We start from the raw sequence: 11,407 nt of genomic DNA on the forward strand, positions 1-11,407 counted from the left end.
GCTATGAGGTATTTTCGTATAAAAAAATAGCCCAAGTATTACTACTTGAGCATTTTTTCCAATTAAGTTTAACCTAATGATGTAACAGATTTCTCTTCTTCAAGCTTTTGGAGTCTGCTTTCCACTTCTTCTTTTGTTAATTCGTGTTCTTTTATATAAAGGTTTCTTGGATGTACTCGACATTCATGTGAGCAACTGCGTAAATATTTATGTTCATTTTCTTCTGAACACAACATTTGACGATTACATTCAGGGTTTGCACAATTTACATAGCGTTCACATGGTTCCCCTGTAAAATAATCTTTACCTACAATGACATGCTCTTTATGATTAATTGGAACCGCAATCCGTTCATCAAATACATAGCATTGTCCGTCCCATAGTTCACCTTGTACTTCAGGATCCTTCCCATAAGAGACAATTCCGCCATGAAGTTGTGCTACATCTTCAAAGCCTTCTCGAACTAACCAGCCTGAGAATTTTTCGCAACGAATTCCACCAGTACAATATGTTAATATTTTTTTACCTTGTAATTGATCTTTATTCTTGCGAACCCAATCCGGAAGTTCTCTAAATGTTTCAATATCAGGACGGATAGCCCCTCTGAAATGCCCAAGATCATACTCATAATCATTTCTTGCGTCTAAAACAACTGTATCTTCGTCTTGCATTGCTTCAAAAAACTCTTTTGGACTATAGTATTTTCCTGTTAGTTCATTAGGATTTATATCATCTTCCAAACGTAAAGTGACAAGCTCTTTTCTTGGTCTTACATGCATTTTTTTAAATGCATGTCCGTCGGCTTCATCCACTTTAAATATAATCCCGTCAAATCGTGGATCATTTTTCATCATCTGCATATATTGATCTGTTTGTTCAACTGTACCTGATACAGTTCCGTTAATCCCCTCTTCAGCAACGAGAATTCTACCTTTCAAGCCTAAATCCTTACAGTAGGCTAAATGTTGTGCTGCATATTCTTCAGGGTTCTCAATTTTTGTATAAAAATAATACAATAACACTCGATATGGTTTTGTTTTTTCACTCATCGATGCTACCACCTATCTATTTATATTTGCAAGATATAAATGTATTTAGGTTGTACACTTTTCTCTTACAATAGTACATTTTATACAAATTAAGTAATTCGTGCAAGATGTTTTTAAGTATCAATCACATCCTACTTGAATTTAAAGCCTTTCAATGCCTCCGCAAGTGCATTATTTATTGGTTCTTCTTCTCTTTGTTGTTTCATGTATTTCTGGACGGTTCGTTTATCTACTTTTCCGGCTGATTCCTTCTTGCGCCTCTCTTCAAAAGCAGATAACTTTTCTCGATATCCACATTTACATGCGAAGATTTGACCCTTTCCTTCACCTCGAAGTTCCATTTTCTTTTTACATTGTGGACAACGAGCATTCGTTATACGTGCTACGTTCTTTCTATATCCACATTCACGATCTTGACAAACAAGCATTTTCCCTTTCTTACCGTTAACCTCAAGCATCGGTTTCCCACAGTCCGGACAAGACTTTGTTGAGATATTGTCGTGTTTATATTTTTTATTACTTGCTTTTATTTCAGCTACCAGTTCTTTTGTATGTTCTTTCATTTCATTAATAAAAACGGCTTTTTTCAGTTTTCCTTTGGCTATCAGTTCAAGTTTTTGTTCCCACTGGGCAGTTGTCGCCGGCGATTTTAATTCTTCCGGTACTAAATCTAACAGTTGACGGCCTTTGGAAGTAATAAAGATTTCTTTCCCACCGCGTTTTTCAATTAGAAATGAATTAAATAATTTTTCAATTATATCAGCACGAGTTGCTACTGTACCGAGCCCGCCTGTTGACTTTAACGTATCCGTAAGTTTCTTGTCGTTTGCTTCCATGAACCTTGAAGGGTTTTCCATTGCGGATAGCAGGGTAGCTTCTGTAAAACGTGCAGGTGGTTTTGTTTGCCCTGATGTTTCGTTAATTAATTTAGTTTTTAATACATCACCTTTTTCGAGGCGCGGCAATAATTGCTCTTTAACTTCATCACCAGATTCCTCATCATCAAAACGGTTTTCGTATACTTCTTTCCACCCAGCATGAATAACTGTTTTCCCTTTCGCAATGAACGTTTCTTCGCCAATTTTGGCTTGCACGGTTAGTTGTTCATATTCAAAGGCAGGGAATAATACAGCTAAGAAACGTTTTATGACAAGATCGTAAATTTTACGTTCTTTATCTGTAAATGCTGAGAATTTCACAAATCCTTCAGTGGGGATGATGGCATGGTGATCACTTACCTTACTATCATCTACAAATGCTTTTGTCGCTTTAATAGGCTTCTTTAAAATCTTACTTGCAAGTGAACGGTATTCACCGACACTACATGCTTTTAATCGTTCTGGCAGCGTACTGACGATATCCGTTGATAAAAAGCGTGAGTCTGTTCGAGGATAGGTTAATACTTTATGTTGCTCATACAATTTTTGCATAATATTCAATGTTTCTTTAGCTGAAAAGCCGAAGATTTTATTAGCGTCACGCTGTAATTCTGTTAAATCATATAAAGCTGGTGAGAATGTTTTCTTATGTTTTCGATCAATGGCAATAACAGTCGCATCTTTTTGTCCAAGTGATTGAATGATTTTCTCGATTTTTTCTTTATTAAAACTACGACTATTACCATTCCTATCTTGCCATGTTAATTTAACAGTATCTGTTCGGGCTTCAATGCCATAATAGTTCTGCGGTTTGAAGTTTTTTATTTCTTCTTCCCGTGCTGCAACCATTGCCACAGTAGGTGTTTGAACCCGTCCACAATTCAACTGTGCATTAAATTTAGTAGTTAAGGCACGTGTTGCATTTAAACCGATATACCAATCGGCTTCCGAACGTGCCACCGCTGAAGCATATAAGTTTTCATACGCTTTACCAGGTTTTAAGTTGTTAAAACCATCTTTAATCGCTTTATCTGTTACGGAAGAAATCCAAAGTCGTTTGACAGGCTTATGCACTTTCGCTTTATCAATTATCCAACGTGCTACTAATTCTCCTTCTCTCCCTGCATCAGTAGCCACGATAATTTCGTTCACATCACTGCGATTTAATTGTGCTTTCACAGCATTAAACTGTTTTCCAGTTTGTTTTATAACTACTAATTTCATGCGTTCCGGAAGCATAGGCAGATCTTCAAGATTCCATGTTTTATATTTATTGTCATATGCCTCAGGATCTGCTAGAGTCACTAAATGTCCCAGTGCCCATGTAACAATATATTTGTCGCCTTCGATAAATCCATTTCCTTTCTTCGTACACTTCAATACACTTGCTATATCACGAGCAACTGAGGGTTTCTCAGCTATTACTACACTTTTTGCCATTTTTCTTAAACTCCTTTTCTTACTATGTACAGTCTAATATACCATAGTTTTAGCAGAAAAAATGGACTGGCACCTTTAATTAGTGGTTTTCGTTAAGCTCACGTACTTTCTGATCACTTGGTAATAAAAACGTTAATAATCCAAATAAAGGAAGTAAACTACAAAAAATCATCACAAATTTTATACTAAACAAGTCTGCTAGATTTCCGTAAATGACTGCTCCAATTGCTCCCATGCCAAAGGCAAGACCGACAATTAGACCAGAAACCATTCCAATTTTTTGTGGCATAAGTTCCTGAGCATAAACAACAGTTACACTAAAGCTTGACGTAACGATAAATCCTATTAAGAAAAACATTGGAATAACCAAGAATAACGGTATATATGGAAGAATAAGTGTCAACGGTGCAGCTCCGACAAGTGAAAACAATATTATATTTCGTTTTCCAAATCGATCCGCTAATGGTCCGCCTAAAAATGTCCCCATTACACCTGCAATCATAAAAATAAATATATATAATTGTGCATGTGTTATGCTAATACCATAATCTTCAATTAAATAAAATTGGTAGAAGTTTGATATCCCTGCTGAATACCATGAGCGTGCAAAAACGATAAATACGAGTAAAGCCATTGCAAGTTTAATTTTTGGATTAATTGCATTTTTGGAATTTGATACTATCTTTTTCTTCGTCTTTACTCCTATTGTAATTTGGCGCTGATACCATTTTGATACATAAACTAAAAGGATAATTCCCAAAGCTGCTACTAAAGTAAAGGATAAAATTCCTTTTTGACCATACGGATAAAATATAAGTGCAGTAAATACCGGTGCCAGTGATTGACCAAAATTACCTCCAACTTGATAAATAGATTGTGCTAATCCCCGCTTTCCTCCTGCGGCCATATATGCCACTCTTGATCCTTCCGGGTGAAAAACAGCTGAACCAATTCCTATAAAAAACACCGAGCATAATATGACAAAGAAATTAGGAGACAAACCGAACCCAATTAACCCAATCATACTCATAAACATTCCTAGTGGAAGTAAGAATGGACTTGGCCGTTTATCCGCGTAATACCCAAATACAGGCTGCATTACTGAAGAAGTCATATTCACAACAAACGCTATCCACCCTATTTGTGAATAACTTAAACTTAATGTTTTCTCCAGTATTGGAAACATTGCAGGTACTACCGCTTGGATGGAATCATTAAAAAAATGCCCTGTTCCAATAGCGAACAAAATTCCGTAAATCGTATTTAACCCAATATTTTGCTTTTTTTGCTTTGCCGCAACTGCCATTAAACATCTCTCTTTCCAATTAGCATTTTTATATAGATTGATTATACAACTTTTTTTGCTACTCGAAATAAATTTTTTCAAAATTGATACATACATACTATTATGAAAATGTTAGAAAATAGTATTGGAGGTGATTGTATGGGTAAAAGAAAAAAAGATCCATCAAAAACAGGATTAAGTAATCCGAATGTGAAAGGACAGGGAACAACTAATATGGAGACAGGCCAAGTTCAGGCTGATGCATCAAGAAAAAAACATGGAAGATAACCTTCTACACATTTATAGGAATAATTCAGTAATAAATTAGGCATTTTATAATGAGGAGGTGTCAATTATGACTAAAATTGGTGTTGAACAATCACTTACAAATGTGTCAGAAGCACTTAGACAAAAAGGATATGAAGTTGTTGAACTGAAAAATGAACAGGATGCAAAAGGGTGCGACTGTTGTGTTGTAACTGGCGGAGATAATAATGTAATGGGAATCCAAGATGTTATTATAGAGGGATCAGTTATTGATGCAACGGGGCTTTCTGCTGATGAAATATGTCATAAAGTTGAAAGTAAACTTCCATAATGATTGATTTAATTAAATGTAATAAAAGAAACTGGTCTATTCAACCAGTTTCTTTTTTGAGAATTACTTTTTTTCTAAAGTCATCTATTCGTTTTTAGATAAATTTTCAAACAACCACTCATGAAAAATTTTATATTCTGTAATAGGAAAAACCGGATATGAATGTCTAATTGTAAGTGGAATCCATGTAAGTACAGCACTAATATTATTTAATTTGTCCAGAAGTTTAATATCCTCTTTATTTCGTATAATTACTGCCTTAGGATAAGATTCGTATTTGTATCCTTCGATCAAAATAAGGTCTATCGGTAATAATTCATAAATTTTTAATATATCTTGAAGAGCCCATTTTCGATCTTTATTTTGTAATAATAACTCACCTTTGCCTTCAACAGCAGTAATCATAGAGCCAGCTATTCGATGTTTATCTGAATCTTTCAACCTGTTTGTTGTACTAGGTGTTCCCCCGTGTCCATGGTGTTTAATTGTTCCCACTGACAAATTATGCTCAGTCCAATATCGAATGATTTCTTGAATTACCGTTGTTTTCCCGCTATTTTGATACCCTACAATTTGGAAGATTTGTGGATTTCTATCCATGGTTCATCACTTCCCGTTTGATCCTCGAATAATAATACATCAACAGCGTCTCCTACTTTATATCCCCGAGTCCCCCCCGGAATAACCATTAAACAATTAGCCCACGCTATCGATGAAACGACATTCGATTTATCAAGTCCTACAGGCTCAACAACTAATTTATCCATGTCAAAAGTGACCCTACTTCTAACAAATCGATTAAAAGGATTGGGTTTAGGGAAATCCGTTCGTAATGTTGCCTTTGCTTTTGTTAAGTAGGGTTTCTCTGAATGAAGCCAAAAACGGATAATTGGTCTGACATACAATTCGAAACCGACATAACACGCAGAAGGATTCCCGGATAATCCAAATAATAATTTGTCATTTAAATTCGCTACTGTTGTTACACTTCCCGGTCGCATAGCGATTTTATTAAAAAGAACATTAGCACCTAAACGTTTATAAATTTCAGGGAGATAATCATAATCACCTACAGACACTCCACCCGTAGTAATAATATAATCACATTCTGATAATGCTGTTTCAATCGCGGTACAAAGCGACTTAATTTCATCAGCTCGATTCTCATACTTTCTAACTTCAGCCCCTGCTCGAACGATTTGTGATTCAATCATATAGCCATTACTATTTCTGATTTTCCCGTGTTCTAATGGTTCATCAACATCCAAAAGTTCGCTGCCTGTTGCAATTACTCCGATTATAGGCTTTTTAATAACCGGAACTCGACTATATCCAAAAGTTGCCAACAATGCTTTTACTCCAGGGGTAATAATTGTTCCTTTCGGGATTAAGCGATCTCCTTTTTTTACGTCCTCCCCTTTAAATGAAACATTTTCTCCCGTTTTTACTTTTCTTTTGATCATAATTGTTTTTTTATTTTCCTGTTGTTCTTCTTTAACAAGTTCTAACATAATGACACAGTCGGCACCTTGCGGGAGAGCCGCTCCTGTCATAATACGAATTGCTTGAAATTGACTGACTTTTAGCGGACTAACTTGTCCAGCCCCAATTTCATCTATCACTTCAAAACATACCGGATTTTCACTAGTTGCATTTAGTGTATCTTCTGACCGGATTGCAAATCCATCGTACGGGGATCGATCAAAATGAGGTACATCGTGATCTGAAATTAATGGTTCACCAAGAAAGCGGTTATCACACTCATTTATTGATATCCATTCAACGCTTCCTAAACGTTTCCATTCCATTACTTTTTCAATGGCATCTTTCACCCAAATTGGTCGGCGTCTTTCCACTTTACCGAACTCCCTCCCAAAACAATAAAAGAAGTATGTTAAATACTGCTTGTAAAATTATTTAAAAATAAAAATATATCAGATTAGCCACCAATATAGGACATTTCGATTTTTTGCTTTTTTTCTTTTGGGCGACTCATTCTTTCATCAGAATAACGATCTTTTCGATGATTCCAAATTGAGATAATCTCATCTTTGATTTTATCATCGTCCTTCTCATTACGTAGTATCTTTTTAAGATCATACCCCTTACTCGCGAATAAGCATGTATACAAGTTGCCATCAGCTGATATTCTAGCTCTTGTACAACTTGAACAAAAGGACTCAGATACGGAAGGAATAAAGCCCACTTCTGCATTTTTTTCCTTATATTTATATCGCTTCGCTACCTCTCCAAAATACGCTTGTTCAACTTCTTCTAGTTCAAACGAACTAGAAAGTAAATGGAAAATTTCACGTTTTGTAATCACTTTTTCAAGATTCCATCCATTTGTATTGCCTACATCCATAAACTCAATAAAACGTAATGTAATATCGTTTTCATAAAAATATTTCGCCATAGGAATAATCTCCTGATCATTGACTCCTTTTTGAACGACCATATTTATTTTTACATCAAACCCAATATCTTTTGCCATTTCAATTGCTTTTAAAACAGTCTTTGAACTGACACCCCTTCCGTTAAGGCGTTTAAAAATATCGTCATTTAATGCATCAAGACTAATATTTAATCTTCTTAAACCAGCTGCATATAAATGATGGGCTTGCTTAGGGAGAAAAATTCCATTCGTTGTTAATCCAATATCTGTTATCCCTTTTATATTTACCAAGTTTTTAATTAATTTAGAAAGATTTTTCCGCAGTAACGGTTCCCCACCTGTTAATCGAATTTTCCGAACTCCTAGATTGGCGAATATTCCAACAAGCCTTTCGATTTCTTCGAAGGTAAGCACCTCATTTTTAGGAAGAAATGGATGATCTGGACCAAAAATTTCAGCAGGCATACAGTAATTACATCGGAAGTTACATTTGTCTGTTACGGAAATTCGCAAATCACGAAGCGGTCGGTCCAATTTATCAGTAATTATTTTAGACAATAATCTCATCTCCTAAATTTCCTCTGAATCTAACATCCTGTACATATAGTTTAGCAGTTTTTATAACATTTTTAATACTTTCATAATAAATGTTATTGCTATTAAATTTATGCTGAAAATGTGGATTAAAGACAGTAAAGTAACAAGAAAATACTCTTGGCGTTAATTTCATATATACATTTTACTTATTTTAGCGTAGTTTATAGATAGATTATCTTATAAAAATGATTAAATGAGATATGCAAAGAAGGGTGATGATGAATGAGCCATCTAAAACATTCGCCAAAAACCGTACATTCTCTTCAAATAGTTGATTTACTTTGTTTTACTGAGAAAAAAATGAATATCTCAAAAGGGGATTACCTGTTTCAAGAAGGAATGACAGGTGAGGGAATATATATAATTTTGTCAGGGAAAGTGCAAATAAGTAAGATTACTTCTGATGGACAAGAATTAACATTTAGAATTTGTAGTAAAAATGACATTATCGGAGAGGCAATTTTGTTCTCATATTCACCCAAACATTTATTAAACGCAAAGATTATAGAAGATGGAGAAGTTGCTCTCATCAGAAAAGATATTCTAGAAAATGAATTATTCAAAAATAGTTCTCTAGCGTTTGAATTTATGAAATGGATGAGTGACCAATATAGAAAAACACAAACGATGTTTCGTGATCTTATCCTTCATGGCAAAAAAGGTGCACTCTACTCTACCCTCATTCGCATGACAAATAGTTATGGAGTAAAAAAAGAGGATGGTATACTCATCGATTTGCCTATAACAAACCAAGTTCTTGGAAACTTTTGTGGTACCTCTCGTGAAAATGTAAATCGTGCTTTAAGTGATTTAAAAAAAGAAGGTGTAATCTCTTATTCAAAAGGGAAAATTACGATTCACGATTTGCAATTTTTAAAAGACGCGATATGTTGTGAAGACTGTCCCGCAATCTATTGCACTATACAATGAATCAGGTACTAGGCTACTTTTAACCTAGTGCCTGTTTTAGTATGAAAAACTTAAAAATTTGTTCTTTTGGAGCGAAATAGCTTAATGATAGATCCCGCACTTCCTATTACAATGATCATTATGAGTGGATAGGAATACCATTTCTTTTTATCAGATTCCTTCAAAGTATCTCGTGTATTTTCCTTTTCTTCGGCCTTCACCTTGATCGGGGACAGTTGAAAAGATTCTAATGACATGCCTTTTCTATCAGTAATTTTAAGTTCACCGTTTTTAGAAACATGTTCGGATACATTACTATTAATTAGTTTTGTGAACATGATTTTATGAGGGATTATATATATTTCTTCTCCCTTTTTATATGTCATTCCTTTCGGTAAACTAGACGTTACAAAATATTTAAATCCATAATCAAGTAATTTCTTTGTGTCATTATAAGCTTCAAATTTCGTTTTTGCATCCATTGTAATAACGGTTAATCGAATGTTTTTATTTTCTGCTGTAGTTGCTAATGTCTGTCCTGATTCATTCACATAACCTGTTTTGCCACCTGTTACCTCTTTATATTCTAATTCACCCTTTAGCATTAAATGATGGGTAATTAGAACCGTTTTCCATTCCTTCCCATTCCACGAGAGTTCTTTCGTTCCAAAAATTTGTCGAAATGTTTTATTTTTCATAGCATAATTTGTGATCTTAGCTATATCATATGCTGTTGTATAATGATTTTTCGCAAATAATCCATGAGGGTTAACAAAATGTGTAGCTGATACTCCTACTTTATCCATGAGAAAAGTATTAAGATTTTTCGCAAACTCGGATACACTTCCGCTCATATGCTCCGCAATTGCAACTCCAGCATCATTCCCTGAATTTATTAATAAACCTTGAATTAAATGCTTTAACGTAACTTGTTCCCCTTCTACTAAATAAACCTTCGTGCCATCGGTATGTTCTACATTTTTACTAATTGTAACAATATCATTCAAATTCCCATTTTCGAGGGCATAAATTGCTGTGGCAATCTTTGTTAGACTTGCAGGGTACATCCGTTCATATCCATTTTTTTCATATAATACTCGTCCGGTTGTACTATCTACTAGTATCGCCGACTTGCTTGCAAGTGACAGTTTTTTTGGACTTACAGCCTCTACGTTCATACTAATATGCAAAGATAAACATAAAACGAACATAATCATAACGCATTTCTTCATTATTCGACACATCCATCTGCAAATTTCTCCAAATTTCATTCTATCAGAATTGATCAAACTTTTTTACTACAAAGTTGAAAATGTAATATAAATGAAAAAATACAGTTTATATTTTTAAATAGTGAAATGTAAGCTCACTTTGCCCTCACTTTCCTTCAATTGCTTGAATAATATATCCGAGCAAAGGAGGTGGCAAAAGTGAATAATCAAACAAATAACTCCAAATGGAAAATTCTTATTATTGTACTTGCCTCCATCGTCCTAGCACTTATTATTCCCCTTGCCTATCAACAAATGAAGCAACCATCTAACCACTCAAAATCAGAAGCACCAAAAAAGAACGAAAGTAACGAAAAAAAAGGTAAAAAAATAATATGGGGAGTAGATTCGGCAAATATAACGACTAACGAAATGTACAAATGTGTAAAAGAAAATTATGGGGAACCAGCTATTTGGGGAAGATATTTAGGGTCCAATGGAAATGTATCGACAGGTCTAACAAAAAAGGAGATTAAATTTTTACATGAAAAAAAGGTAAAAATTCTTTTAATTTATAATCATTTTTCAAATGCCACGACAAAAAAAGCTGGAGTTAAGGAAGCCGAAACTGCAATAAAATTGGCAAAAGAAATCAATGCACCTAAAGGAACGGTGATCTTCGCAGATATTGAACCAAAATATCCGGTCGATTCAGCATTTATACAAGGATGGGTTGATACGATTGAAAAATCGCATTACCATCCCGGTATCTATGGAATATTTGATAAAGATGCAAAGCTTTATAATCAATTTAATAAAGCTAGTAAGGATAACAAAAAGATAAAGGATCAAACTATTTTATGGACAGCTGCTCCTAATAAAAGAATTTCTTCTAAAGAAAAAGCCCCAAATTTCAATCCCATTGGACCGAAAAATTCGTTGCTATATGGTTGGCAATATGGAATTGATGCTAAAACATGCAATATTGATACTGATTTATTTCACGAATCAATTACTGATTACCTTTGGTAAGAATATAAAAAGA

At 34.5% G+C, this 11,407-nt stretch carries 11 protein-coding genes; 4 read left to right on the forward strand and 7 right to left on the reverse strand.

Annotated elements, in window-relative coordinates:
• Positions 1-68: 68 nt before the first annotated feature.
• The 3 genes from trhO to MKY81_RS15870 all read right to left on the reverse strand — a co-directional run bounded on the left by trhO (position 69) and on the right by MKY81_RS15870 (position 4,673).
• Positions 69-1,049 carry an oxygen-dependent tRNA uridine(34) hydroxylase TrhO gene (gene trhO / locus MKY81_RS15860; RefSeq protein WP_107920938.1) on the reverse strand — a complete coding sequence of 327 codons (981 nt, stop codon included), beginning with the start codon at positions 1,047-1,049 and terminating at the stop codon, positions 69-71.
• Between the two features lie 131 nt (positions 1,050-1,180).
• Complete coding sequence (locus MKY81_RS15865; RefSeq protein WP_341118305.1) at positions 1,181-3,367, reverse strand: DNA topoisomerase III; 2,187 nt, start codon at positions 3,365-3,367, stop codon at positions 1,181-1,183.
• 79 nt (positions 3,368-3,446) lie between these two features.
• A complete protein-coding gene (locus MKY81_RS15870) occupies positions 3,447-4,673 on the reverse strand; it encodes an MFS transporter (protein WP_341118306.1) in 1,227 nt (408 codons plus the stop codon).
• 138 nt (positions 4,674-4,811) lie between these two features.
• Between MKY81_RS15870 and MKY81_RS15875 the strand changes: the two genes are divergently transcribed.
• Both MKY81_RS15875 and MKY81_RS15880 read left to right on the forward strand, forming a co-directional pair.
• Complete coding sequence (locus tag MKY81_RS15875) at positions 4,812-4,940, forward strand: YuzL family protein (protein ID WP_084347544.1); 129 nt, start codon at positions 4,812-4,814, stop codon at positions 4,938-4,940.
• Positions 4,941-5,007: 67 nt separating this feature from the next.
• Positions 5,008-5,250: a YkuS family protein gene (locus MKY81_RS15880; RefSeq protein WP_066229719.1), complete on the forward strand. Its 243-nt coding sequence runs from the start codon at positions 5,008-5,010 to the stop codon at positions 5,248-5,250.
• Between the two features lie 84 nt (positions 5,251-5,334).
• Here the strand turns inward: MKY81_RS15880 and mobB are convergent, their stop codons facing one another.
• The 3 genes from mobB to moaA all read right to left on the reverse strand — a co-directional run bounded on the left by mobB (position 5,335) and on the right by moaA (position 8,212).
• On the reverse strand, positions 5,335-5,850 hold the full coding sequence (mobB, locus tag MKY81_RS15885) for a molybdopterin-guanine dinucleotide biosynthesis protein B (RefSeq protein WP_066229722.1): 516 nt from the start codon (positions 5,848-5,850) through the stop codon (positions 5,335-5,337).
• The gene (locus MKY81_RS15890; protein ID WP_142406519.1) at positions 5,817-7,106 is read right to left on the reverse strand and encodes a molybdopterin molybdotransferase MoeA; all 1,290 of its coding nucleotides are present in this window, start codon (positions 7,104-7,106) and stop codon (positions 5,817-5,819) included. The genes mobB and MKY81_RS15890 overlap by 34 nt, the downstream gene beginning before the upstream one ends.
• 83 nt (positions 7,107-7,189) lie before the next feature.
• On the reverse strand, positions 7,190-8,212 hold the full coding sequence (moaA, locus tag MKY81_RS15895) for a GTP 3',8-cyclase MoaA (protein WP_108071513.1): 1,023 nt from the start codon (positions 8,210-8,212) through the stop codon (positions 7,190-7,192).
• A gap of 252 nt (positions 8,213-8,464) precedes the next feature.
• Between moaA and MKY81_RS15900 the strand changes: the two genes are divergently transcribed.
• Positions 8,465-9,172 (forward strand): Crp/Fnr family transcriptional regulator, encoded by a 708-nt coding sequence (locus MKY81_RS15900; protein ID WP_066229727.1) that lies wholly within the window; start codon positions 8,465-8,467, stop codon positions 9,170-9,172.
• Between the two features lie 50 nt (positions 9,173-9,222).
• Here the strand turns inward: MKY81_RS15900 and MKY81_RS15905 are convergent, their stop codons facing one another.
• The gene (locus MKY81_RS15905) at positions 9,223-10,383 is read right to left on the reverse strand and encodes a D-alanyl-D-alanine carboxypeptidase family protein (protein WP_341118309.1); all 1,161 of its coding nucleotides are present in this window, start codon (positions 10,381-10,383) and stop codon (positions 9,223-9,225) included.
• A gap of 198 nt (positions 10,384-10,581) precedes the next feature.
• Between MKY81_RS15905 and MKY81_RS15910 the strand changes: the two genes are divergently transcribed.
• Entirely contained in the window at positions 10,582-11,394 is an 813-nt protein-coding gene (locus tag MKY81_RS15910; protein ID WP_107919983.1) for a glycoside hydrolase domain-containing protein, read from the forward strand.
• The last annotated feature ends 13 nt before the right edge of the window (positions 11,395-11,407 follow it).

The sequence above is a fragment of the Heyndrickxia sp. FSL W8-0423 genome (assembly GCF_038009395.1).
Lineage (GTDB): Bacteria > Bacillota > Bacilli > Bacillales > Bacillaceae_C > Heyndrickxia > Heyndrickxia sporothermodurans.

Coding starts and splice junctions, on each gene's coding strand:
- trhO (WP_107920938.1), bottom strand. CDS start 1,049: ATGAGTGAAAAAACAAAACCATATCGAGTGTTATTGTATTATTTTTAT.
- MKY81_RS15865 (WP_341118305.1), bottom strand. CDS start 3,367: ATGGCAAAAAGTGTAGTAATAGCTGAGAAACCCTCAGTTGCTCGTGAT.
- MKY81_RS15870 (WP_341118306.1), bottom strand. CDS start 4,673: ATGGCAGTTGCGGCAAAGCAAAAAAAGCAAAATATTGGGTTAAATACG.
- MKY81_RS15875 (WP_084347544.1), top strand. CDS start 4,812: ATGGGTAAAAGAAAAAAAGATCCATCAAAAACAGGATTAAGTAATCCG.
- MKY81_RS15880 (WP_066229719.1), top strand. CDS start 5,008: ATGACTAAAATTGGTGTTGAACAATCACTTACAAATGTGTCAGAAGCA.
- mobB (WP_066229722.1), bottom strand. CDS start 5,850: ATGGATAGAAATCCACAAATCTTCCAAATTGTAGGGTATCAAAATAGC.
- moaA (WP_108071513.1), bottom strand. CDS start 8,212: ATGAGATTATTGTCTAAAATAATTACTGATAAATTGGACCGACCGCTT.
- MKY81_RS15900 (WP_066229727.1), top strand. CDS start 8,465: ATGAGCCATCTAAAACATTCGCCAAAAACCGTACATTCTCTTCAAATA.
- MKY81_RS15905 (WP_341118309.1), bottom strand. CDS start 10,383: ATGAAGAAATGCGTTATGATTATGTTCGTTTTATGTTTATCTTTGCAT.